This window comes from Devosia chinhatensis, from assembly GCF_000969445.1.
GTDB lineage: Bacteria > Pseudomonadota > Alphaproteobacteria > Rhizobiales > Devosiaceae > Devosia > Devosia chinhatensis.
This window is the reverse complement of the sequence record NZ_JZEY01000054.1, coordinates 101,301-123,843: the sequence shown is the minus strand read 5'-3', so window position 1 is coordinate 123,843 and position 22,543 is coordinate 101,301. Positions and strand designations below refer to the sequence as shown.

Here is a 22,543-nt window from a genome sequence, read left to right as displayed (position 1 = left end):
GCACTCGGTGCTCGAAACGATCCGCCGGATCGTTTCCGCCACCGAGGTGGTCGCAACTTACTTGAAGCGATAAGTGATACGACCCTTGGTGAGGTCATAAGGGGTCATCTCGCACAGGACCTTATCGCCAGCCAGAACCCGAATACGGTTCTTGCGCATGCGCCCGGCCGTGTGGGCAATGATTTCATGATCGTTTTCGAGCTTCACGCGAAACGTCGCGTTGGGAAGCAATTCGGTGACCACGCCCGGAAATTCGAGCACTTCTTCCTTGGCCATACTTTCTCCTGAGAAGGCCCCCATGCGCCATTGGTGGCTGGCCGGGGCCGCAAAATCGGGCGGAACCTACTTCAATTCAAAGGTTTTGTGAACCACCGGAAACGAGAGGCTCCAATCGCTCGCGCACACGCCGCCGCAAACTGTCCCGCAGGGCACGGTAAGCGTCGAGCACGAGGTCTCGGCTGCCCTCCACCAGCGAGGGGTCTTCAACTCGCCATTGCTCGATAGTGCCCGCTTCAAGGCCCTTGCGGCGAACCGCATCTGGCGCGTCGTCGGAAAGCGTGATGACGAGATCGAAATGGTTGGCGACAAGCTCATCCAGGATATGGGGCGTGTGCACGCTCATATCAATGCCGACCTCCTCCATGACCTGGTGCACGAAAGCATCGGCCTTGCCGCCGTTGACACCCACGGAGCGGGTGATGATCCGGCCGGGAAAGGCCTGGCGTGCCAAGGCAGCGGCGATGGGTGAGCGCACCGAGTTCATCGAACAGACGAACAGCACCGTCGGCAATTGGCTGGTGGCCTCATCGATGCGGCTCGCATAGGGCTGCACGGCACAGATCAGGGTGAAGAGCCGCCGGGCGGTGTTGAGATCGATGATCAGCTTGTTGGTCAGGCGCGTCCGCAGCAGTTCAGCCGCTTCGTTGTGCATGCCGCGCCGCGCCATGTCGACGGTCTCGATCTGGAACGGCTGCGCCGATTTTATCGCCTCGTAATAGGCCTCGCGAATGCGGAAATAATCCCGGATCAAGCGGCGGAATGGGGTCAGCGACAGATAATGCGCCGCGATAGGCTGGAACGTTTCGGGATTGCGAACATCGAGCAGGATGTAATTGCCCACGATCGACATATGCAATGCATAGGGCCCTTCCGCCTTGACGCGGGCAGGCCGGAAGCTGTTGTCCTCGAGCAGATCGTAAACGGCGATACGCCATTCGTGCACCTCGTCAGGATTGATCGAAGTGATGGTGTTGGGGTCGAGCGTCACCGTGGTCAGCCTGTTCGTGCTGGCGGCCACCTGCTCTGTGCCCATGGAAATGCTCAAGAGTTCAACCGGATCGAGATGGAGCGTCCGTGCCCATCGAGGTCCTCGACCCCGGCTATGGTCACGGCAGCGCTGGACAGCGCCGAGAGCGCGGATGGTGTGCAACCCAGAAGCGAGGTGCGCTTCATGAAATCGAGCACGCCAAGACCAGAGGCGAAGCGGGCCGAACGCGCCGTCGGCAACACATGGTTGGAGCCGCCGACATAGTCGCCGATGGCTTCCGGGGTGTGGTGCCCAAGAAAGATCGCCCCGGCATGGCGGATCGCCGGCACCAGGGCATCCGGATCATCGAGCGCCAGTTCGACATGTTCGGACGCGATACGATTGGCCAGTTCGGCGGCCTGCTCAAGCGAGGCCACTTCGATAATGGCGCCGAACGTGTCCCAACCCTCACGGGCCAAGGCCTGCTTTGGCAGGAGCGCCAGCTGCCGGTCGACTTCAGCCTCCACGGCGTCAGCCAGTCGGGCGTCGGTGGTGACCAGAATGGATTGCGCCCCGGCGCCATGCTCGGCCTGCGCGATGAGATCGGCAGCAACCCATGCCGGGTTAGCCGACGCATCGGCAATGACCAGGACTTCGGACGGGCCGGCAATCATGTCGATGCCCACCTGGCCGAATACCTGGCGCTTTGCTGTGGCCACATAGGCATTACCGGGTCCCACGACCTTATCGACGCGGCGGATGGTCTTGGTGCCATAGGCCAGGGCCGCGACGGCCTGGGCGCCGCCGATGCGATAGATCTCGGTCACCCCGGCGATTTCGGCGGCGGCCAGAATGGCGGGATTGATCTCACCATTGGGCGTCGGCACCACCATGGCGATGCGCGAAACGCCTGCCACCCGCGCCGGAACGGCATTCATCAGAACCGAGGATGGGTATGAGGCAAGGCCGCCGGGGACGTAGATGCCGACCGCATCCACCGCCGTCCAGCGGCTGCCCAGGGTCACCCCCAGCGCGTCGGTATAAACTTGATCCTGGGGTTTTTGCTTTTCGTGATGCGACTTGATGCGGTCATGGGCGGTCTGCAGGGCCTCGCGCACCTCATTGGGCACTGTTGCGGCAGCCTTTGCGATCTCCTCAGCGCCGAAGGCCAGACCATCCGCCGCGACCCCAGCGCGATCGAACTTGTTGGTCAACTCAACCAGCGCATCGTCGCCGCGACGCCGCACGTCGGCGATGATTGCAGTGACGGCATCATTGACGTCCTGGCTCGATTCACGCTTGCCGCCGAGCAGGTCGGAGAAGCGATCTTCGAAGTCGGACTGGGCGCTGTGGAGGCGAAGGGGCATGGACGTCTTTCAGTCGAGAGCGTGGGCGGGCTTGGCAGAGGCGGCCCAGGCCGCCCCAAGATCGGCAAGGCGCGCTTCAAGATAGTCGACACTCAGGCGCACCGTGCCGCCGCCGGCAAAGCGGAGTTCCACGATGCCCGAGGGTGCGCTGGTGGGCTGGAACTGGATCGCCAGCAGTTCGAGCACACCTTCGGGGGCAGCCGGATCGAAACCGGCATAGGCCGCGTGGGTCACGCCGTCGAAATGCAGCGCCGCGCGCTTTCGCAGACCCTTTGCGCGTTTTTGATCGCTGGTCCAGTCGAACCTGTTCATGAGCAGGGCGAAGCGCCGGTCACCTCGGGCATAGCCCATGTCGGAAACCCGGATGACAGCGTCCTGAACATGGGCGGAGACGACTTCGAGATCTTCATTATCAAGCGCAATAAGCTTGAGATCGGTCATGGTCAGGGGCCCTGTTGATGCGGTGCAGCCTATCTGGTCACGGCCCGTTCGATCTACAAGGTTTTGCCGTGGCAGGGCAATATGAGGGCATCATCCACGCCCTTCATATTGCCGGTGGCCGGCCTCGCCCTGCGGGCTTGGCTCTGCAGCCCTCACAGGCTGAAATCGGTCCATTGGAGCAATCGTGCCGGTGGGCGCCTGTCAGCCTGCGACGCGCTCGATTTCGGCGCCGCAGCGGCTGAGCTTGTCTTCCAGCCGCTCGAAGCCACGGTCGAGGTGATAAATCCGGTTGACTACGGTCTCGCCTTTCGCCGCAAGACCGGCAATCACCAGCGAAACCGAGGCGCGCAAATCGGTGGCCATGACCTGAGCCCCCTTGAGCTGCGGCTTGCCGGCAATTGTCGCAATCTGCCCATTAACCGAGATATCAGCACCGAACCGCGCCAGTTCGGCCACATGCATGTAGCGATTTTCGAAGATGGTTTCGCGAATCTGGCTGGTTCCATTGCTCATGGTCATGAGGGCCATGAATTGTGCCTGTAGATCAGTGGGGAAGCCGGGGAACGGATCGGTTTCCATATCCACCGCCTGAATACCATTGCCATTGCGATGCACCCGCAGGCCATTGGCTTCGGGCGTCAGTTCGACACCGGTCTGGGCCAGAATGTCCAACGCAGCCTGCAGATGATCGGGCCGTGCGCCCTTGAGCAGCACATTGCCACCGGTCATGGCTGCCGCCATAGCGAAGGTGCCGGTCTCGATCCGATCGGGAATGACCTCGACGGTCGCGCCGTGGAGCTTTTCCACGCCCTCGACAATCAGGGTGCGCGTGCCGATCCCGGAAATTTTCGCGCCCATGGCGACGAGGCATTCCGCAACATTGGTGATCTCGGGTTCCTGTGCGGCATTTTCGATGGTGGTCGTGCCCTTGGCCAGGCATGCCGCCATCAGGATCGTGTGAGTTGCCCCCACCGACACTTTTGGAAAGCTGACCGTAGCGCCCACCAGGCCACCCTTGGGAGCGCGCGCGACCACGTAGCCGTCATCGATGTCGATTTCGGCGCCCAGCGCCTTGAGGCCGTAGAGAAAAAGATCGACCGGCCGCGTACCGATTGCACAGCCACCCGGCAGTGAAACGCGCGCCTCATGGCAGCGGGCCAGCAGCGGTCCGATGACCCAGAAGCTGGCGCGCATCTTCGAAACGAGATCATAGGGCGCGGTGGTGTCGACGATGTCGGCGGCATGAAAAGTCATGCGCTGACCCACGCCTTCGTCTTCTCCGCGCCGCCGACCATGCACGGCAATATCGACGCCGTGATTCTCGAGAATGCGCTCGAGCTGCTTGACGTCGGCCAGGCGCGGCACGTTGTGCAGCACCAGCGGCTCGTCGGACAGCAGCGAGGCGATCATCAGCGGCAAGGCGGCGTTCTTGGCGCCGGAAATGGCGATCTCGCCATTGAGTTCATTGCCGCCGACCAAACGAATACGATCCATAAGAAGTCCTCAAAAGGGGCTCTTGGCCCATCTACCTTGGGGGAGGTAGGCGAGGTCTTCGTTGCCACGTAGGCCAGACCAGCCGCACTCTAAGTAAGGGTGACTGCGATATTTCGCCCGAAAATGGTTTACGCTTTCTTGTGCGTGTCCGTTTCGGGGGCAACAGGGGCAGGTTCAGACAGGCGACCCAGATCGCGAGCGCGCGTCTGATTCTTCCGCCTTTTCAGGTTTTCCCGCAACTTTGCGGCCAATCTTTGCTCGCGCAGAGCCGCTTGTTCGGGTTTACCCATCTGTCATTGGCCTATCGATTGCGTCGCTGCGGTTGATAGGCTGTTTTTAGCCTTGCGTCGAGGGAGGCGCTATGGCAAAGGAGCCCCCGTCGCCGCGCCGAACACTCGGACCGAGCGACGCCACACCCGGATTCGCCCACGCGCATCCCGATGCTGCCGTAGCTCAGTGGTAGAGCACTCCCTTGGTAAGGGAGAGGCCGACAGTTCAATCCTGTCCGGCAGCACCAGTTTTCCTACACATTAATGGCTGTCCGATTACCGCGCTTCCTGTGGCATCTGGTTTTCCGCCTCTTGCGACAAAAAGGTGGATTGAGCGGGTTTATGGGCGTGCGTGCTTGTCGTGCGCGGACGCAGGCCGCACAGTGGGATCGCTGCTCTTCTCCTTCAACGTCGGCATAGTTAAGTGTTGAGTCTTGAGTCCAAAATGCACCGTGCTTTCGAGCCGGTGGCGCGTGCTGTTGCACAGGGGAGTATTCCCGGTGCTGTTCTAGGTCTGGTCGATGCTGCGGGCGCGCGGGTGACCGAGGCGATCGGAAAAGCCCAGATCACGCCAATTGAGCGGGACGTTTCCACGGATACGTGGTTCGATCTCGCTTCGCTGTCGAAAGTGCTGTTTACGACGCCGCGCATCTTGCAGTTGGCCGCTGAAGGAGTGATCGATCTCGATGCGCCGCTGGTTAGCGCCATTCCAGATCTTGCCCAGTACAATATGGACAATTGGCAACGGAAAATCACGTTTCGCCAATGCCTTGGACACCAGACGCCATTTCCGGGCGTCTTTCCGCTCTATACTTATGGCACCGACCCGAACCAGCTCCGTCACTTCGTTTTGCAACATGCCTGGCAAGCGGGACCGGCGGTTTATTCGGATATCAATTTCATCCTGCTTGGCATTGCGATTGAGCGGCTGACGGGGCGTACTATTCGTGACATCGCGCCAGGTCACGGCTTCGCATGGTCGGCAGACCCCGCTCAGGCTGCGGCGACCGAACATGATCCGTGGCGCGGGCGTGTGCTGATAGGCGAAGTCCACGATGAGAACTGTTCGGCGCTGCAGGGAGCTGGGCATGCCGGACTTTTTGGCACCGTGTCCTCGGTGCTCGATTTTGCACAGGACATGCTGAGCTCAAGTTCTGAGTCTGTGCGGCTGATGCGGACGCCGCTCTCCGCGCGGCGAACACATGGATGGGAGCGGCCTTATGAGGGCTGGTCCGGAGGTGAATACTGTTCGGCGGAAACCATCGGCCATACCGGATTTACCGGCACGGGGCTGTGGATCGACTTTGAAAATGGTCAGGCGTGGACGCTTCTGACCAATCGGGTGCATCCCACAAGGCATTTCGACAGCGGTATCTTCGTGCTGCGCCGCGCTGTGGGCGACGCCATCAACCAGTCCAGGACCCTCTAGATGACCGAAATTTGGACAATCGGGCTGATGACCGGCACGGTGCTCGACGGCAATATCGACATTGCCATGCTCAAGACCGATGGCGAGACCATTTCAGCATTCGGCCCCTATGTGCTTGCGCCCTATGCAGACGATGTGCGGCGGCTATTGGAGCAGGCGCTGAATGAAGCGCGGAGCTGGAATTTCGATGGGCCGGAGCCGGCGATCTTTGCCGAGGCCGAAGCGGCGCTGACGCGGGCGCAATCGGAAGCGGTGCGGAAGTTCGTGGCCGATTCGGGCATGACGATGCGCGACATCGGCGTCGTTGGTTTCCATGGCCAATCGGTGCTGCATCGGGCGCCGACCAAGGATCGGTTCGGCGATACGCGGCAATTGGGCAACGGCCAGTTGATGCATGAGATGCTGGGCGTGAAAGTCGCCTACGATTTCCGCACCGCCGATATCCGTGCCGGTGGGCAGGGGGCGCCGCTGGCGCCGATCTACCATCAGGCGCTGCTGCGTCGCCTCGGCGCCAAGGGTGATATCGCCGTGCTTAATCTGGGTGGGGTGGCCAATATCACCTGGTGGGACGGTGCGGGGCGGATCGAGGGTTTCGATACCGGGCCGGCCAATGCGCCGATCAACGATTTCGTCAAGGCGCAGGGCTATGGCGAGATGGACCGCGATGGGCTCCTGGCTTTCAAGGGCAAGGTCGACGAAGCGCGATTGGCCAGGCTACTGGAGCACCCTTACCTCACCGCGCCATGGCCAAAATCGCTGGATCGGTTCGGCTTTCTGGCCAGCATGGCCGATGGGCTGAACCCTGAAGATGGGGCGGCGACGCTGACGGCCTTTACGGCTGGGGCGGTGGGCAAGGCGCTGGACCTGTTGCCGCAGCGGCCGAGCAAGCTGATCGTTTGTGGCGGCGGACGGCGCAATCCGGCGCTGATGCATATGCTGGAGCAGCGTGCCGGTGTCGAAGCGGTCAATTCCGATGCGGTCGGCTGGCGCGGCGATGCGGTCGAAGCGGAATGCTTCGGGTTTCTGGCAGCGCGGGTGCTGCGGGGATTGCCGATCAGTTTTCCGAGCACGACCGGTGCGCCAGAGCCGATGACGGGTGGGCGGATTGCGGGGTGAGTGCTAACCCGGCAACACGACTACGCTCATAAATTAAGGTCCGAGACGCATCCCGGCGCAGGCCGGGATCCATCTCTAAAACTCAGCATGGGCCCCGGCTTTCGCGGGGGCAAAATTCGAGTTTGATCGTGGGTTCCTCGCCGGAACCTGACGTTTCTCATGCCGGCATTGGGCGGATGAAGTGGTTTTCGCCCACCTGCAGGGTTTCTGGCTGCGGCAGGGCTGCGTTTCTGCGGATGGTCTCGATCTGGTCGAGTTCGCTGCCGGGCGGCGTGTCGGCAAAGCGGCGGTCGGGGTCGGGGACCGCGGCGAGGAGCAGACGCGTGTAAGGGTGCTGGGGATTGCCGAGCACGCTTTCCATGGCGCCCCATTCTACCACCTGCCCCGCATACATGACCATGATGTCTTCGGCGACGAAGCGGGCCGTGGCGATGTCATGTGTGATGTAAAGCAGCGCCAGGCCCAGTTCGCGCTTCATGTCGTTGAGCAGATTTAGGATGCCGAGGCGGACCGACACGTCGAGCATGGAGGTCGGCTCGTCGGCGACGATCACCTGCGGATTGACCGCCAGGGCGCGGGCAATGGAGATGCGCTGGCGCTGGCCGCCCGAGAGCTCATGGGGGAATTTGGCGAGGAGCTGATCGGGATCGAGCTTGACGCGTTCCAGCAATTCGCGGGCGCTGGCCAGGCGTTCGGCGCCGGAGAGCTGCTTCTGGTGCAGCTTCAGCGGGCGATCGAGGTGATAGCGAATGGTGTGGGTGGGGTTGAGCGAGGCAAACGGGTCCTGAAAGACCATTTGCACGGCTGAGCGATAGGCCTTGATTGCCTTGGCGTCGCCCTTGCCCAGTGCTTCGTTGCGGAACAGCAACTGGCCGGAATCGGGGTGATATTCGCGCATGATGAGGCGCGCCACCGTGGTCTTGCCCGAGCCGGACTCGCCCACCAGTGCCAGCGTGCGGCCAGGGGTGAGGCTCAGGGAGACATTGCGGGCGGCATAGACCTGGCTTGCCCCTTCCCCGAAGATTTTCGAGACAGTGTCGAGCTGGAGAATGGGCTGGCTCATGAACTTGCCTCCGGCTTGATCTGCTCGCCATGCAGGCGCGGCATCGAGGCCCAAAGGCGCTTGGTATACGGATGCTGCGGGCTCTTGTAGATCGTCGCCGCGTCGTTGACCTCGACCAGTTCGCCCTGCAGCATGATGCCAATGCGGTCGGAAACCTGCACCATCAGGCCCAGATCGTGGGTGATGAACAGGACGGAAAACCCAAGACGTTTGCGCAAAACGTCGATGCGCTGGAGAATTTCGCGCTGCACCACCACATCGAGCGCCGTGGTGGGCTCATCCATGATCAGCAGTTTTGGATTGAGCGCCAGGCAGATGGCGATGACGATGCGCTGGCGCATGCCGCCCGAGCATTGATGCGGATAGGACTTGAGGCGATCGGGCGAGATATCGACCAGCTTGAGGAGTTCGGCAGCGCGGGCGCGTGCCTCCTCTCGACTGATCTTGGTATGGGCGCGCAGCACATCGTAGAACTGGTCCTCAATGGTGAGGACGGGATTGAGTGAGTTCATGGCGCTCTGGAACACCATGGCCACTTCGCGCCAGCGGAAGCTGCGCAATTCGGCAGTATCCAGATCGAGCACGTCGCGGCCGCCGACGATGATCTCGCTGCCGGTGCGGATCAGAGCCGGCGGGCGGTGGAGGCGGCTGACCGCGAAAGCGATGGTGCTCTTGCCGCAACCGGACTCGCCGGCAAGACCAAAGAATTCGCCGGGCGCGATATCGAAGCTGACATCTTTGACGGCATGGAAATTCTTCTCAGCGCCGACATAGTCGATGTTGAGATTGCGGATGGAGAGGACGGGCGCGCTCATAGCTTGCCCTCCCCGACCAACACCATTCTGGTCCATTTCTTCAACATGCCGCCGGTGCGCAGGCGCGGATTGGCCACTTCGTCGATGGCGAAGTTGAGGAGCGCCAGGCTGAGACCCAGAAGCGCGAGAGCAAAGCAGGGCGAGAGCAGATCCCACCAGGCGCCGACCGAGAGGGCTGAGGCATTTTGCGCATTGAACAGCATGATGCCCCAGGACACCGAGTTGGGATCGCCCAAGCCGAGGAAACCGAGCGTGGCTTCGGCGATAACGGCGAAGATGACGCTGCCGATGAAGTTGATGCCGACGATGGAGAACAGGTTCGGGAAAATCTCGAAGACCATGATGCGCCAGCTCGGCTCGCCCAGCATTTCGGCGCTTTTGACGTAGTCGCGCTGGCGGATGGAAAGCGTTTCGGCACGGGTGACGCGCACACCCCAGGCCCATGAGGTGCAGCCCAGGATGATGGCAATGACCAGGGGACTAGCCTGACCGATAAAGGCGGCAAGCACCAGAAGCAGCGGCAGATTGGGAACAACCAGCACCATATTGGTGAAGAAGTTGATGACCTCATCGACCCAGCCACCTTTGTAGCCGGCGAGGATGCCCAGAATGGTGCCGACGATGGTGATCAGGAGGCCTGCGCCGAAGCCAACGGCCAGCGAGACACGAGCGCCGTGAATAAGGCGCGTGAACACATCGTGGCCCAGCCGCGTCGTGCCCAGCCAATGATCCCAGGACGGGGCCTGGTGCGGGCGACCGACACGGCGGGTGGGACTGTATTCGCTGAGGAACGGCGCGAAGACGGCGATGAGGATGATCAGCACCAGAAGTGTAAGACCAACCAGCGCCTTCTTGTTGCTGAGAAGCTGTTTGAACAGGGGCATGACTTACGCCTTCTTGAGGCGTGGATCGAGCAGGACATAGCTCAGATCGACGACGAAATTGGACACGAGCATGGCGGCGGTCATGATCAGGAGCTGCCCCTGGATGACCGGATAATCGCGGGCAAGGATGGCCTGGTAGAGCGTGTTGCCGAGGCCGGGATAATTGAACACGACCTCAACGATCAGCGAGCCGCCGAGCACGGTGCCGATAGCGATGGCAAGGCTCGATACAGTGGGCAGAAGCGCGTTGCGAGCAGCATACCAGAGCATGACCTGATCGTCGGCAAGGCCCTTGGCCCGGCCCATGACGATGTAGTCCTCACCCAGAAGATTGATCATATTGTTGCGCATGGTGACGGCGAAGCCACCGGTCTGGACGATGACCAGCGTCAGCATGGGCAGCGTGCCGTGGTAGAGCACGGAGGAAATATAGGTCCAGTTCCAGGCCGGATCGAGCAGCGGATTGGCCGCATAGCCATTGGGGAACCAGCGCAGCGTATAGCCGAAGACGAAGAGCAGGATCAGCGACACGACGATGGCCGGCACCGAACTCGAAAAAATCGCGATCAGCGAGACGATGGAGTCAAAGAGCTTGCCGCGGCGCCAGGCAGCCATGACGCCAAGCGTCGTGCCCAAAGTGAAGCTGATGATGGTGGCGATGCCGACAAGGCCCAGCGTCCAGACCAGAGCTCGGCCCAGAAGTTCGGTCACAGGAAGCGGGAAATACTTGATCGAGCGGCCGAGATCGCCAGTGAAGACGCTTTTTATGTAGGCGAAATACTGCTCGTGCAGCGGCGCATCGATGAAGCCGAACGTGAGCTTGAGGGCATTGAGATTTTCAAGGCTGAGCTCCGAGCCGGCGCTGGCGAACATGATCTGGATCGGATCGCCCGGCATGAGGCGCGGCAGGAAGAAATTGACCGTGGCCGCAGCCATGAAGGCAGCAAGATAGAAAGCGAGACGGCGCAAAAGGAAGGCCATGTTTTTGTTCTCTCCCTGTTGCTGGGAATGGGCACGAACGGCGCCACATGCCCGATCTGATAGGAAGGAAGCGGGAGCGCAAGGGTACGCTCCCGCCTCGATCAGCCCTTACTGGGCAACTGGCTCGAGATCGAGCAGCTGCAGCAGGCGGGCCGGGTTGGCGTTGGAAACGACGGGCGAGAACTTGGGGTCCTCGGCATCGGCCCAGCCGGTGAAGCGGCTGGTGTTGTATTCGTAGAAGGACGGGCTGTTGTAGAGCGGGATGATCGGCATGTTTTCGCCGATGATCATCTGCAGGCGATCCATGGCCGCCTTCTGCTCTGCCGGGTCCTTGGTCTGGGTGTACTGGCCCAAGAGCTCCATCACTTCAGCATTTTCCCAATGCGGGGCGGTGAAGCGGCTCTTGCCGAAATCGTCCGGGTTGAACGAGCGGATATAGGGGAAGTACGGGTCGGCCGCCGATGCGAGCGCATTGAGGGTCATCGAGTATTCGCCCGAGATCAGCGAGGAGGTCCAGACCGCCGCTTCAGGGGTCGACATGGAGACATTGATGCCGGCTTCGACCATGGTTTCCATCGCGATCTGCACGGCATCGATCCAGTCGGTCCAGCCATTGGGGACCATGAAGTCGATCTTGATCGGGGTGCCATCGGGATTGTCGCGGAAACCGTCGCCATCGGCGTCGACATAGCCGGCTTCATCGAGCAGGGCCATGCCGGCTTCGAGATCGAACTGGCCATACTGGCCGTACTCGGTGGCAACTTCGGGGTTGGCGAAGGCGCTGTAAAGCTCGCCCAGTGAAGCCGGATCGTCATTGACCAGCGGATAGCCGTAGCCTGCAATATCGACGATGGTCTGGCGGTCGACGATCATGGAGATGGCGCGACGGAAATTGACGTCGGTGAAGGCCTTGCGGTTGTTTTCATCCGGCGTGATCTGGCTGACCTGGATCGACACAAGGCTCGAGGGGGTGAACCAGTATTTATGGTGCTCCGGGTCCCTGGCAACAAAGGTGTTGTCGATGTCGGGGATAAAGCTCGTTGCCCAATCCAGAGTGCCATCGGCAAGCGCGGCGAGCACCTGCGGATTGTCCGCAAGCTGGGGCATGCGCAGGCAATCGACTGAGAGATTTGCCGCGTCCCAGTAATTGGGATTGCGGCACTGCTCATAGACCTGGGGCGTGAAGCGGGTGATCTCGGTCATCGGGCCGGAGCCGACCGGGTTTTCATTGGCGAAAGTCACCGGATCTTCGATTTCGGCCCAGACATGCTCGGGCACGATCGGCATGCCGACAATGGTGTTGGCAATCAGCGAATTGGGTTCGAGGAGATTGAACTTGACCGTGCGGTCATCGACCTTTTCCACCGAAGCGAGCTGGGCGGAGACGGAGATGAAGTCGAGCGCCGGGAACTTCTGGATATAGTCGTAGGTGAAGATCACGTCGTCTGCGGTCAGCGGCTCGCCATCGGACCACTTTAGACCGTCACGCAGGGTGAAGGTGATCGACATCAGATCGTCGGCCAACTCGTAGCTTTCGGCCAGGCGAAAATGGGGCGTGTTGCCCTGGAGGCGGTTGAATACGACCAGCGGCTCATACATGAAATCGAGCGTTGTATAACGTGCCGAGGTTTGGCCGAAAGGGTTGAAATTGCGCACGAATGTGGTGGTCTGCTCGGAGGCGAGGGTGAGCACATTGCCCTCCTGCGCCTGCGCCGGCAGGGCGGACAGCAAAGCCGTCGCCGACATTGCCGCGATGAGTGAAATTTTGAGCATCAAGTTCTCTCCTTGTCTGACGGCCACGCCTTTAGGCGAAGCCATTCTCCCTTAGAATCTGTTCGGCTTCGGCATGCAGGGCCTGCACATCGACTCGTTTGGCGCCGAGCCGGCTTTGCGCGCGGGCAATGCGGGCGAGGCTTTCCGCGCTCAGCGGATTGGCCGCTTTCGCTGCGGCCTCGCTGGCAGCCAGATCGCCCTGGCTGTGGAGCGCAATGTCATAACCGGCATCCAGCGCTGCACGGACGCGCTCGGGCCAGGTCCCCTTGAGCGCTTCCATGGTGAGGCAATCGGTGGTCAGCACGCCGTCATAGCCCAGCTTTTCGCGGATCATGCTGCAGACAGCCGGCGAAACCGAGGCGGGACGATCGGGGTCGATCCGGGTAAAGATGAGATGGGCCACCATAGCCCAGGGCGCATCGCGCAAGGCGACGAAGGGCCGGAAGTCGGTGCCTTCCATATCCTCGAGAGAGGCATCGACGATGGGGCAATCGAAATGGGGATCGACCTGCACGCGGCCATAACCGGGAATGTGCTTGATGATGGGCATGGAGCCCACTTCGAGCATGGCATCCACGACGACACGACCCAGTGCGGTGACCAGTTCGGGATCATCGCCGAACGCGCGCTGGCCGATGACGTCGTGGGTATCGGTCCGGGCTAGGTCGACAACCGGCGTCGTGCCACTGCCAATGCCGAGTTCGGCCATCATCGTGCCCATGGCGAGAGTGGAGAGGCGCAGGGCCTTCTTGCCCAGCTCCAAGTCCTTGCGCGCCAAGGCGCCAAAGGTGCCGAGCGGGCGATAGAGCGGCCAATTGCCATTGTCGAGCCGCTGAACCCGGCCGCCTTCCTGGTCGATATAGACCGGCGCGTCGTCGCGGCCGACGGCGTCCTTGAACTGATGGACAAGCCGTTTGATCTGCTCGGGATTGTCGAGATTGCGCTTGAACAGGAAGAGGCCGAACGGATTGGCCTCGCGGAAAAAGGCGATCTCGGAGGCGGATAGTTCCAGACCCGGCATGCCGACGAAGAGAGCGAGTGGTGTAGACGTCATGATGGATTTTCCGTAGCGGGCTTAAGGCGCAACAGGCCCTGATAGATGTCTTCCTTGTCGCCGGGGATGGGCATGGCACCCGCCGCATCGGCGTAAAAATCGACCGGACCAGCCGAGCCGATGATGGCGTAGGCGTAGCCTTGTGCCTTCATGGCCATCAGCGTGTGATAGAACAGGGCGAGACCGATGCGCTTGCCGCGCTGGTCTTCGGCGACGCCGGTGGGACCAAAAAATCCGCGCGCCGTGGCGTCGTAGCAAGCAAAGCCGACGAGCTGGCCGTCGATGGTGGCGACAAGGCAGCCAGGGGGCTGGTGCGCCATCGCGGCGGTGACTTCGCTGACCCAGTATTCGCTGAAATGGGTGCGGACCCAATCCTTGACGATGTGCTGTTCGGGTGGCAGGGCGACGCGAATGCGCGCTTCGCAGGTCTGAACGCGCTCCCGCAGGGTATCCAATTTGCGGCTGTACAAATTGACAAGCAGATCCATGGCCAATCCTCAGCCTGCCGCGCGCGGCTGCTGGCCGGCGGCGCGGCGCAGGAAGCCATCGGCATTGGCAAGGGCGGATTGGGCAGTGTCGGCATCCATGCCGGTCAGCGCCATTAGGATGGCGAGCTTGACGTTGTTGCGGCTGGCTTCGAGATAGCGCTCGGCCTCTTCTGGGGCGCAATCGGTGACTTCCACCAGAATGCGAATGGCTCGGGCAGCAAGCTTTTCATTACTCACCGACACATCGACCATGAGATTTTCGTAGGACTTGCCGATGCGGATCATGCTGGCCGTGGTCAGCATGTTGAGCACGAGCTTCTGAGCCGTGCCGGATTTGAGCCGGGTGGAGCCGGTCAAGGCCTCGGGGCCGACAACCGGGGAAATGGCGATATCGGCCATGCGGGCAATCGCTGAGCCGGGATTGCAGGACAGCGCTGCGGTGGTCGCGCCGACACTGCGGGCATAGTCGAGCCCGCCAATGACATAGGGTGTGCGCCCGCTGACGGCGATGCCCACCACCACGTCCTTGCTGGTGAGGCCAACCTTTTCGAGGTCGCTGCGGCCTTCGGATGGATCGTCCTCGGCGCCCTCGATCGGATGGCGCAGGGCGTGATCACCACCTGCAATCAGGCCAACGACCATGCCTTCGGGCACGCCAAATGTGGGCGGGCATTCCGAAGCGTCGAGCACGCCGAGCCGGCCGCTGGTCCCTGCCCCCATATAGATCAGCCTGCCACCGGCCTTGAAGGCGTCGACGATGCGCTCAACCGCCATGCCAATTTCGGGCAGAACCTTCTCGACCGCGCCAGCCACCAGCGCGTCCTGCGCATTCATGGCGGCAAGAATCTGCGGGGTCGACATCAGGTCGATCTGCATGGTGTCCGGGTTGCGGGCCTCGGAAACGAGCTGCCCGAGTTCCGCGATCAGGGTGCTTTTTGCCATGATGCCTTCGCTCGTTGTCTGGCCGGATGCTATGAGCGAATATTCCTAGTGTCAACGCAATCTGGAATATTGTATTCCATTGTGGATTGTTCTGGCAGGCGGTCGACGCATCGCGGCAGCGGGAGCCGAGGAGAAGCCTGTTGTCATCAGGGGGGCATTGGCACTAGTGCGAATGGCCGCAGTACCGGAAGCAAGCATGTCCATTCTGAAAGTCCTCAGTGCCAAGCTCGATTCCATGACGGTCGCCGACCGGCAAATCGCTCAATTCATCATCGACCATCCCGATGAAATGCTGACGCTGTCCTCGGCGGCTTTGGCCGAAGCGACCGGACGCAGCCAATCCAGCGTCGTCAAGTTCAGCCAGAAAATGGGCTATGGCGGCTACCAGCAGCTCAAGCTGGCGGTGAACAAGGCCAAGGCGCTCGAATGGCACACGCCGGGCGGGGTGATCCACGGCACAATCGACAGCAGCGACAGCTATGTAACGATCCTGCAGAAGTTGATCGGCAGCAAGCTGCTGTCCATGCGCGAGACGTTGGCCGCCAATAACGAGCAGGCCATCGATGCAGTCGTCGAAGCGCTGGTTTCGGCGCGAAAGGTGCAGCTGGCGGGCGTTGGCGCTTCGTCGCTCGTGGCCAAGGACTTCTCCTACAAGCTGCTTAAACTCGGGCGCGTCGTGCTGATCGACAGCGACACCCATATTCAGGTGTCCAATGCCTCCGGGCTCAACGAGAAGGATGTGCTGCTGGCCCTGTCCCATTCGGGCCGCAGCATCGAAACTTTGCGCATTGCCGAGATCGCCAAGCAGCGCGGGGCGACAGTCATTTCCATGACGGGCCTGCATCCCAACCCGCTGCTTGATCTGTCGGACCTGCATCTGTTCACGGTGACCGACGAGGAGCGTGTGCGCTCCTCCGCCATCACTTCGCGCGATGCGCAATTGATGCTGATGGACATGTTGTTCATTCTGCTGATCCGCCGCCAAGCCGATGCGCACGACTATATCCACAACAGCGAAAGCGCCGTCACCGTGCTCAAGGCACGCTGACCGCTGCGCCTGACATTGCCCGCTCCTGAGGCAATGGTAGCATTTGCCCGCCATGTAATCATCTATTCTTGACAGAAACTTTTTTTGGAATTTAGTATTCCACAGTCGGGCCGCCATGAGGGGTGCGGTTCTGACCCTGTACCTGCTCGCCGAGCGGGACTGACGGAGGGTGATTTGGCTCAGCTTTCGCTTCGCGGCATCAAGAAGCAGTTCAAGAACACGGCGGTGCTGCACGGGATCGATCTCGAGATCGGGGACCGCGAACTCGTGGTGTTCGTCGGCCCTTCTGGCTGTGGCAAGTCCACCCTCTTGCGTCTCATTGCCGGGCTCGACCCGATTTCGGGCGGCGAGTTCGTGCTCAATGGCAAGCTGATGAATGACGTGCCGCCCAGCCGGCGCGGCATTGCCATGGTATTCCAGTCCTATGCGCTTTACCCGCATATGGATGTCTATGAAAACATGGCTTTCGGCGCACGCCTGATGGGGCTCGACAAGGCCGAGGTCGAGAGCCGCATCGCCGAAGCCTCGCGCATGTTGCGGCTCGATGAGCTGCTCAAGCGCAAGCCGCGCGAATTGTCCGGTGGACAGCGCCAGCGCGTGGCGATCGGGCGGGCGTTGGTGCGCAAGCCAGCCGTGTTCCTGCTCGATGAGCCGCTGTCTAATCTCGACGCCGCCTTACGCTCGGACGTGCGCCTCGAGATTGCAAAGCTGCACCGCGATATCGGCGGCACGATGATTTATGTGACCCACGATCAGGTCGAAGCGATGACGCTGGCCGACAAGATCGTGGTGATGAATACCGGGCGGATCGAACAGGTCGGCTCGCCGCGCGAACTCTATGAAAAGCCGGCCAATACCTTTGTCGCGACCTTTATCGGCTCGCCGCGCATGACGCTGGTGAATGTGACACGCCAGGGTAATCGGCTGAGCGTTGTCGACGGCGGATCACTGGTCATCGACAGACTGCCGGATGGCGACAGCTTCAAGCTCGGCCTTCGCCCTGATGCGGTGAATCTTCATCGGGGCAGCGAGGTCGCAGGGCTGCATGCTCAGGTCGTTTACACCGAATATCTGGGCGACAACGCCTATGTCTATGTGCGGTTGAATGACGGCACATTGCTGGCGGCCCGCACGGGACCGAACGAGGTCTACCCGCCCGACGCGGCGGTGCGCGTAACGCTCAATCCGGACGCGGCGCATTTCTTTTCCGCCGAGGATGGCCGGCGGCTGACCCCATAGGGGTGAGCACAGACATACCAATGTTGTTTCAAGGAGAGGGAACACAAATGAAGTCCAATCTGATCCGTATCGGCGCTGGCCTCGCCGCCATCATAGTGGCGGCTCCCGCGCTGGCGCAGGACTTGACCTTCTGGAGCTGGCGTCAGGAAGACCGCGCCGCCTACGAGCAGTTCATCGACACGTTCGAGGCCGCAAATCCAGGCATTACCGTCAAGTTCGAGACCTTTGAGGCCGCCAACTACAACACGATCCTGTCCACCGCCCTCGCCGGCGGTACCGGGCCGGACGTGATGATGGTGCGTGCCTATGGCGGGCTCGAAAACGTGGCTGCAGCCGGCTATCTCGAGCCCCTCTCGACGGAGAGCGTTCCGGCACTCGCCGACTTTGCTGCCCCTGCCCTGGCAGCGGAAAGCATGCGTTCGGACGGCGTCGTCTACGCCGTGCCCTTTGCCAGCCAGACCCAGCTCGTCATCTATAACAAGGCTCTCTTCGACGCCAATGGCCTCGAAGAGCCCCAAACATGGGCCGAACTCGAAGCCCTTAGCCAGACGCTCAAGGATGCCGGCGTGATCCCCTTCGCCAATGGCACGGCAACGGCCTGGCAGAACGAGACTGTGACCTTCGGGCTTGGCTCGAGCTTGATGGGCAAGGATTTCTATGATGGTTTGATGAGCGGCGACGCAGATTTCACCGACACCCGGTTCACCACCGCCCTGGCCGAAGTGAACGAGCTGGCGCAGAATTACTTCCCCGATGGCTTCATCGGTCTCGACTATCCGTCTGCCCAGCAGCTCTTTTCGGCCGGCATGGCCGGCATGTTCGTGGGCGGCTCCTATGAGCTGGCGACTTTCAAGGCACAGAATCCCGATATCGAACTCGGCGTCTTTGCGGCACCTGCCATCGAGGCGGACAATGAAAAGCTCGTCGCGCTCTATTTCGACGGCGGTTATGCGGCCAATGCGGCAGGCGCTAACAAGGAAGCCTCGATCCTGTTCCTCAACTATCTGGCCAGCCCCGAATTCGGCCAGGCCTTTGCCGACACGCTGAGCAATATCTCGACCATTCCCGGCGTCTCGTTCAACGACCCCCTCCTGGCCGAGGTCAACGACCTTAACCAGAGCTCGATCCCCTATCTGATGCTGGCCCATTTCCGCTTCGGCGAGCCGTCCGGCTCGGTGCTGATCCAGGGCGAAATGCAGAAGCTGTTTGCCGGCGAAACCACGCCGGAAGCGATCGGGGAAGCACTGACCACCGGTCTCGCAGCCTGGTACGAACCATTCCAGCAGTAAGCCCATACTGTCGCCCTTGGTGCCCGCGCCCGGCGCGCGGTCACCGCAAGCCCTGTTCACCGCGAGGTCATTTCCGCGCAGGCGGAACCCCGTAGCAGAATCCGAAGCCCCCGCTTTCGCGGGGATGACGCGGTGGAATTCAGGACATCAGGTTGAGACCAGGCGCAAACCAAGCGAGTCCAACATGCCCCAACTCCGGATGACAGGCCGCGGCCTCTGGATCACCATGCTGATCGTGCCGCCACTGGCCTTTGTGGCGCTGTTCATCGTCTATCCGATCCTGTCTGCGTTCGCTTATGCCTTCTTCGACTGGCAGGGATTGCGGCGCCTCGACTTCGTGGGTCTGCAGAATTTTCACACCGTGTTGTTTGTCGAGCCCTATCGCAGCTGGACGCTCAACGCGTTCAAGAACAATGTCATCGTCTTTTTCGCGTTGATGGTGCTGCAAAACGGACTTGGTTTTCTGCTCGCCTATGCGCTCTGGCGCGAACTGCCCGGCGCGCGCTTCCACCGCATTGCGGTATTTCTGCCGGTGGTTCTCTCCACCATCATCGTCGCCTATCTTTTCAAGCTGTTTTACCACCCGCTCTTCGGCGTGGTGAATATCTCGCTCAAATCCATCGGCCTTGGATGGCTGGCGCAGCCCTGGCTGGGGCAAAGCGGTACCGCGCTGTGGAGCATCATCATCGCGCAGGCCTGGCATATGGTTGGTTTCCCGACGCTGGTGTTTCTGGCCGGCATGCAGCGCATTCCCGGCGAAATCCTCGACGCCGTGCGCATGGAAACCGAAAGCGAGTGGGTCAAGATCACCAAGATTGTCTGGCCTCTGGTCGCGCCCAGCGCCACCATAGTCTTCACGCTCTTGTTCGTGGGCGCATTCAACTGGTTCGAGCTGCCCTATATCATGGGCGGGCTTGATGGCTCGCCCTTCGGCTCGACCGACGTGCTGGGCCTTTATTTCTACCGCACGGCCTTTGGCAACGTGTCGGCCGGGCAGCAGAATTTCGGCCTCGGCTCGGCGCTGGCGGTCATCATCTTCCTCTTCATCGCGGTGGTTGCCGGCGTGATCACGACGCGTTTGCGCGCCCGGGAGATCCAGCTATGAGTGCGGCAGCGGACAACGCCTATTATGAGCGCAAGGGCATTCTGGGGGCGCTGGGACGCGATGGCCTGTTGCAGATCATCCTCATCGCCAACACGATCATCATGCTGGCGCCGATCATCATCATGGTGTTCTCCGCCTTCAAAACCACGCCGCAGATATTCCAATCGCCTTTCTCGATCCCCGATTTTTCCAATGTCGGGAACTTCGTGAAAATCTGGACCGAGACTAATTTCCTGCGCTACCTGCTTAATTCCTTTGTGGTTACCGGAGCCTCGATGGTCCTGATCCTGACGTTGGGCACCATGGCAGCCTATGCGATCGGGCGCTACTCATTCACCGGTTCGGGCTTTATCCTGATGTTCTTCCTGGCCGGGCTGACGCTGCCGCTCAAGCTTGCCATCATTCCGCTCTTCATGCTGATGCGGGACCTTTCGATCCTCAACAATCAGCTCAGCCTCATCTTCGTCTACACGGCCATGGGCCTGCCGACGACGGTGTTCATCATGACCGGTTTCATCCGTTCGCTGCCCAACGAGCTGGAAGACGCCGCCCGCATGGATGGGGCAAGCGAAGCGCGGATCATGTGGTCCATCATGCTGCCGTTGGTCAGGCCAGCCATGGTGATTGCCGGTATCCAGAACGTGGTGCCGATCTGGAACGACTTCTTTTTCCCGCTGGTCTTCATCCAGAACGATAATCTGAAAACCCTGCCGCAGGGGCTAACCACGTTCATGGGCGAATATACGACCGATTGGGGCGTGCTGTTCTCGGGGCTAACGCTGTCGGCGGCGCCCATCATCATCATTTATATTCTGCTCTCCAAGCAGTTCATTGCCGGCATGACGTCCGGCGCGGTGAAGTAATGAAACTGGAAAAAGGCCTTATCGTCTCATGCCAGGCGCGGGCGGATAACCCTCTGCATGGGCCGCAATTTATGGGTGCCATGGCGCTTGCGGCGCGCGATGGCGGGGCGGTCGCGATCCGCGCCAATGGGCCCGACGACATCGCAGCGGTCAAAGCCGCAGGCCTGCCGGTGATCGGTATCCACAAGGTGTTTTCGGACACATTTCCGGTCTATATCACCCCCGATTTCGCGGCGGCCGAGACCATCGTGACGGCAGGGGCGGAGATCGTAGCGCTCGACTGCACGCCCCGTCCGCGTGCGGGTGAGGCGTCGGACGTACTGATCCGGCGCATTCGTGCAGAACTAGGTGCCGAAGTCTTCGCCGATATCTCGACACTCGATGAAGGACTGGCAGCGGCAGAGAGTGGCGCGACCTATGTGGCAACGACGCTTTCCGGCTATACCGAGGCGACGCAGCCAAAGCCTGATATGCCGGACCTCAAACTGATCGAGGCGCTCGCGAGCCGCTTGTCGGTTCCGGTGATTGCCGAGGGGCGGTACAATTCGCCGGACCTCGTGCGGCAGGCGTTCGAGGCCGGCGCTTATGCCGTTGTCGTTGGAACCATGATTACCAATCCGCGCGAAATCACCCGAAAATTCGTTTCTGGCGGTGTGCCTGCATGATGCGTGATGTGCATCTGGGCTTTGATATCGGTGGCACGGCCAGCCGCTGGGTTGCCTGCAACGCTTCTGGCGCCGTACTGGCGCGTGGCAAGGTCGCCGGAGCGACCGGCCATATCTTCAATCACGCAGAGCGCCAGCGGCTCTCTAGCGCATTCGGTGCCATTGCTAAGGCGCTTTCGGCCGAACTGCTGCAAGTCGTCACTGTATTCGGCGGCATGACCGGCTACGGCGAAGCGGTAGAAGTCGAGGTCAAGGCACTGATTTGCGAAGCTCTGTCGACAAAGCCCGAGCAGATCAGGCTGATCGACGACATTGTGCTGGCCTATCTTGCCAATTTCGCGCCTGGTGAGGGGCATCTGATCTCCGCCGGCACCGGCTCAATTGGCGTGCATGTCGCCGCTGATGGCATAGTTACGCGCGTTGGCGGGCGCGGCATTCTCATCGACGATGCCGGATCGGGCAGCTGGATTGCCCTTGAGGCGCTCGATCTGATTTACCGCGCCCATGATCGCAACGGAAATTTCGACGCATTGAAGCCTTTGGCGACCGCTATGTTCAAAGCCGTAGGCGGGGACTCCTGGAGCGATGTGCGACAGTTCGTTTATGCGGGTGACCGCGGACGGATCGGGACCCTTAGCGTCGCTGTGGCCCAAGCCGCTTCGGCGGGTGACGCGACAGCCCTGGACATACTGCATAGAGCGGGAACCGAACTGGCCGCGCTCGGATCGGCACTCTTGAGCCGCTGCGGCAACGCGCCTGTGGGACTCGTGGGTGGTGTGTTCGATCTCCACCCCGCAATCTTGGAGCAGGCACGACGCAGCCTGCCGGGGACTGTTATCGTGACCAACAAGGGCGATGCCGCCCTCTCGGCGGCGCAATTGCATGCCAATTCTGCTTGGCAGCATGTCTTTGCCACAGGTTTGAAAGTCCCCTGACAATGACGGGGTGTGCGTTCAGCTTGATCGCAAAGCG

General features: G+C 61.1%; 22 protein-coding genes and 1 tRNA gene. 10 read left to right on the top strand and 13 right to left on the bottom strand.

The window, feature by feature from the left end; genetic code table 11:
• Positions 1-57 precede the first annotated feature (57 nt).
• The 5 genes from infA to murA all read right to left on the bottom strand — a co-directional run bounded on the left by infA (position 58) and on the right by murA (position 4,548).
• Positions 58-276 (bottom strand): translation initiation factor IF-1, encoded by a 219-nt coding sequence (gene infA / locus VE26_RS00745; protein WP_046103343.1) that lies wholly within the window; start codon positions 274-276, stop codon positions 58-60.
• A 76-nt stretch (positions 277-352) separates the two neighbouring features.
• Positions 353-1,312 carry a UPF0262 family protein gene (locus VE26_RS17975; RefSeq protein ID WP_160297770.1) on the bottom strand — a complete coding sequence of 320 codons (960 nt, stop codon included), beginning with the start codon at positions 1,310-1,312 and terminating at the stop codon, positions 353-355.
• 8 nt (positions 1,313-1,320) lie between these two features.
• The gene (hisD, locus tag VE26_RS00735; protein ID WP_046103342.1) at positions 1,321-2,613 is read right to left on the bottom strand and encodes a histidinol dehydrogenase; all 1,293 of its coding nucleotides are present in this window, start codon (positions 2,611-2,613) and stop codon (positions 1,321-1,323) included.
• Positions 2,614-2,622: 9 nt separating this feature from the next.
• Positions 2,623-3,054 carry a DUF2948 family protein gene (locus VE26_RS00730; protein ID WP_046103341.1) on the bottom strand — a complete coding sequence of 144 codons (432 nt, stop codon included), beginning with the start codon at positions 3,052-3,054 and terminating at the stop codon, positions 2,623-2,625.
• A 201-nt stretch (positions 3,055-3,255) separates the two neighbouring features.
• Positions 3,256-4,548, bottom strand: a complete 1,293-nt coding sequence (gene murA / locus VE26_RS00725; RefSeq protein WP_046103340.1) for a UDP-N-acetylglucosamine 1-carboxyvinyltransferase — start codon at positions 4,546-4,548, stop codon at positions 3,256-3,258.
• 442 nt (positions 4,549-4,990) lie between these two features.
• Here murA and VE26_RS00720 point away from each other — a divergent pair.
• From VE26_RS00720 to VE26_RS00710, 3 genes are all read left to right on the top strand, one after another.
• Positions 4,991-5,065, top strand: a tRNA-Thr gene (locus VE26_RS00720).
• Between the two features lie 197 nt (positions 5,066-5,262).
• The gene (locus tag VE26_RS00715; RefSeq protein ID WP_046103339.1) at positions 5,263-6,246 is read left to right on the top strand and encodes a serine hydrolase domain-containing protein; all 984 of its coding nucleotides are present in this window, start codon (positions 5,263-5,265) and stop codon (positions 6,244-6,246) included.
• The gene (locus tag VE26_RS00710; RefSeq protein WP_046103338.1) at positions 6,247-7,362 is read left to right on the top strand and encodes an anhydro-N-acetylmuramic acid kinase; all 1,116 of its coding nucleotides are present in this window, start codon (positions 6,247-6,249) and stop codon (positions 7,360-7,362) included. It begins immediately after the preceding gene.
• 157 nt (positions 7,363-7,519) lie between these two features.
• Here the strand turns inward: VE26_RS00710 and VE26_RS00705 are convergent, their stop codons facing one another.
• The 8 genes from VE26_RS00705 to murQ form a co-directional block, all read right to left on the bottom strand.
• Entirely contained in the window at positions 7,520-8,425 is a 906-nt protein-coding gene (locus tag VE26_RS00705; protein WP_046103337.1) for an ABC transporter ATP-binding protein, read from the bottom strand.
• Positions 8,422-9,240 (bottom strand): ABC transporter ATP-binding protein, encoded by an 819-nt coding sequence (locus VE26_RS00700; RefSeq protein ID WP_046103336.1) that lies wholly within the window; start codon positions 9,238-9,240, stop codon positions 8,422-8,424. The genes VE26_RS00705 and VE26_RS00700 overlap by 4 nt, the downstream gene beginning before the upstream one ends.
• Positions 9,237-10,124, bottom strand: a complete 888-nt coding sequence (locus tag VE26_RS00695) for an ABC transporter permease (RefSeq protein WP_046103335.1) — start codon at positions 10,122-10,124, stop codon at positions 9,237-9,239. The genes VE26_RS00700 and VE26_RS00695 overlap by 4 nt, the downstream gene beginning before the upstream one ends.
• Before the next feature lie 3 nt (positions 10,125-10,127).
• Positions 10,128-11,105 carry an ABC transporter permease gene (locus VE26_RS00690; protein WP_046103334.1) on the bottom strand — a complete coding sequence of 326 codons (978 nt, stop codon included), beginning with the start codon at positions 11,103-11,105 and terminating at the stop codon, positions 10,128-10,130.
• A gap of 108 nt (positions 11,106-11,213) precedes the next feature.
• Positions 11,214-12,878 carry an ABC transporter substrate-binding protein gene (locus tag VE26_RS00685; protein ID WP_046103333.1) on the bottom strand — a complete coding sequence of 555 codons (1,665 nt, stop codon included), beginning with the start codon at positions 12,876-12,878 and terminating at the stop codon, positions 11,214-11,216.
• Between the two features lie 31 nt (positions 12,879-12,909).
• Positions 12,910-13,932, bottom strand: coding sequence for a glycoside hydrolase family 3 N-terminal domain-containing protein (locus VE26_RS00680; protein WP_046103332.1), 1,023 nt, complete (start codon positions 13,930-13,932; stop codon positions 12,910-12,912).
• Complete coding sequence (locus VE26_RS00675) at positions 13,929-14,420, bottom strand: GNAT family N-acetyltransferase (RefSeq protein WP_046103331.1); 492 nt, start codon at positions 14,418-14,420, stop codon at positions 13,929-13,931. Before VE26_RS00675 ends, VE26_RS00680 begins: the two co-directional genes overlap by 4 nt.
• Positions 14,421-14,429: 9 nt before the next feature.
• Positions 14,430-15,362, bottom strand: coding sequence for an N-acetylmuramic acid 6-phosphate etherase (gene murQ, locus VE26_RS00670; RefSeq protein WP_046103330.1), 933 nt, complete (start codon positions 15,360-15,362; stop codon positions 14,430-14,432).
• A 196-nt stretch (positions 15,363-15,558) separates the two neighbouring features.
• On the opposite strand from murQ, the gene VE26_RS00665 reads away from it, so the two are divergent.
• From VE26_RS00665 to VE26_RS00635, 7 genes are all read left to right on the top strand, one after another.
• Positions 15,559-16,410: a MurR/RpiR family transcriptional regulator gene (locus VE26_RS00665; protein ID WP_046104862.1), complete on the top strand. Its 852-nt coding sequence runs from the start codon at positions 15,559-15,561 to the stop codon at positions 16,408-16,410.
• A 174-nt stretch (positions 16,411-16,584) separates the two neighbouring features.
• Complete coding sequence (locus VE26_RS00660) at positions 16,585-17,649, top strand: ABC transporter ATP-binding protein (RefSeq protein ID WP_046103329.1); 1,065 nt, start codon at positions 16,585-16,587, stop codon at positions 17,647-17,649.
• Between the two features lie 47 nt (positions 17,650-17,696).
• Entirely contained in the window at positions 17,697-18,938 is a 1,242-nt protein-coding gene (locus tag VE26_RS00655; RefSeq protein WP_046103328.1) for an extracellular solute-binding protein, read from the top strand.
• Positions 18,939-19,122: 184 nt separating this feature from the next.
• Complete coding sequence (locus VE26_RS00650) at positions 19,123-20,043, top strand: carbohydrate ABC transporter permease (RefSeq protein WP_046103327.1); 921 nt, start codon at positions 19,123-19,125, stop codon at positions 20,041-20,043.
• A complete protein-coding gene (locus tag VE26_RS00645; RefSeq protein WP_046103326.1) occupies positions 20,040-20,906 on the top strand; it encodes a carbohydrate ABC transporter permease in 867 nt (288 codons plus the stop codon). The genes VE26_RS00650 and VE26_RS00645 overlap by 4 nt, the downstream gene beginning before the upstream one ends.
• On the top strand, positions 20,906-21,571 hold the full coding sequence (locus tag VE26_RS00640; RefSeq protein ID WP_046103325.1) for an N-acetylmannosamine-6-phosphate 2-epimerase: 666 nt from the start codon (positions 20,906-20,908) through the stop codon (positions 21,569-21,571). Before VE26_RS00645 ends, VE26_RS00640 begins: the two co-directional genes overlap by 1 nt.
• Positions 21,568-22,506, top strand: a complete 939-nt coding sequence (locus VE26_RS00635) for an N-acetylglucosamine kinase (protein WP_046103324.1) — start codon at positions 21,568-21,570, stop codon at positions 22,504-22,506. Before VE26_RS00640 ends, VE26_RS00635 begins: the two co-directional genes overlap by 4 nt.
• Positions 22,507-22,543: the final 37 nt, after the last annotated feature.

What these genes read in the sequence shown, in the direction of transcription:
- VE26_RS00695 (WP_046103335.1), bottom strand. Translation starts at nt 10,124, where the DNA reads ATGCCCCTGTTCAAACAGCTTCTCAGCAACAAGAAGGCGCTGGTTGGT.
- VE26_RS00640 (WP_046103325.1), top strand. Translation starts at nt 20,906, where the DNA reads ATGAAACTGGAAAAAGGCCTTATCGTCTCATGCCAGGCGCGGGCGGAT.
- VE26_RS00650 (WP_046103327.1), top strand. Translation starts at nt 19,123, where the DNA reads ATGCCCCAACTCCGGATGACAGGCCGCGGCCTCTGGATCACCATGCTG.
- VE26_RS17975 (WP_160297770.1), bottom strand. Translation starts at nt 1,312, where the DNA reads ATGGGCACAGAGCAGGTGGCCGCCAGCACGAACAGGCTGACCACGGTG.
- murQ (WP_046103330.1), bottom strand. Translation starts at nt 15,362, where the DNA reads ATGGCAAAAAGCACCCTGATCGCGGAACTCGGGCAGCTCGTTTCCGAG.
- VE26_RS00730 (WP_046103341.1), bottom strand. Translation starts at nt 3,054, where the DNA reads ATGACCGATCTCAAGCTTATTGCGCTTGATAATGAAGATCTCGAAGTC.
- VE26_RS00655 (WP_046103328.1), top strand. Translation starts at nt 17,697, where the DNA reads ATGAAGTCCAATCTGATCCGTATCGGCGCTGGCCTCGCCGCCATCATA.
- murA (WP_046103340.1), bottom strand. Translation starts at nt 4,548, where the DNA reads ATGGATCGTATTCGTTTGGTCGGCGGCAATGAACTCAATGGCGAGATC.
- VE26_RS00690 (WP_046103334.1), bottom strand. Translation starts at nt 11,105, where the DNA reads ATGGCCTTCCTTTTGCGCCGTCTCGCTTTCTATCTTGCTGCCTTCATG.
- VE26_RS00685 (WP_046103333.1), bottom strand. Translation starts at nt 12,878, where the DNA reads ATGCTCAAAATTTCACTCATCGCGGCAATGTCGGCGACGGCTTTGCTG.
- infA (WP_046103343.1), bottom strand. Translation starts at nt 276, where the DNA reads ATGGCCAAGGAAGAAGTGCTCGAATTTCCGGGCGTGGTCACCGAATTG.
- VE26_RS00710 (WP_046103338.1), top strand. Translation starts at nt 6,247, where the DNA reads ATGACCGAAATTTGGACAATCGGGCTGATGACCGGCACGGTGCTCGAC.
- VE26_RS00715 (WP_046103339.1), top strand. Translation starts at nt 5,263, where the DNA reads ATGCACCGTGCTTTCGAGCCGGTGGCGCGTGCTGTTGCACAGGGGAGT.
- VE26_RS00675 (WP_046103331.1), bottom strand. Translation starts at nt 14,420, where the DNA reads ATGGATCTGCTTGTCAATTTGTACAGCCGCAAATTGGATACCCTGCGG.
- hisD (WP_046103342.1), bottom strand. Translation starts at nt 2,613, where the DNA reads ATGCCCCTTCGCCTCCACAGCGCCCAGTCCGACTTCGAAGATCGCTTC.
- VE26_RS00700 (WP_046103336.1), bottom strand. Translation starts at nt 9,240, where the DNA reads ATGAGCGCGCCCGTCCTCTCCATCCGCAATCTCAACATCGACTATGTC.
- VE26_RS00680 (WP_046103332.1), bottom strand. Translation starts at nt 13,932, where the DNA reads ATGACGTCTACACCACTCGCTCTCTTCGTCGGCATGCCGGGTCTGGAA.
- VE26_RS00645 (WP_046103326.1), top strand. Translation starts at nt 20,040, where the DNA reads ATGAGTGCGGCAGCGGACAACGCCTATTATGAGCGCAAGGGCATTCTG.
- VE26_RS00665 (WP_046104862.1), top strand. Translation starts at nt 15,559, where the DNA reads ATGTCCATTCTGAAAGTCCTCAGTGCCAAGCTCGATTCCATGACGGTC.
- VE26_RS00705 (WP_046103337.1), bottom strand. Translation starts at nt 8,425, where the DNA reads ATGAGCCAGCCCATTCTCCAGCTCGACACTGTCTCGAAAATCTTCGGG.
- VE26_RS00635 (WP_046103324.1), top strand. Translation starts at nt 21,568, where the DNA reads ATGATGCGTGATGTGCATCTGGGCTTTGATATCGGTGGCACGGCCAGC.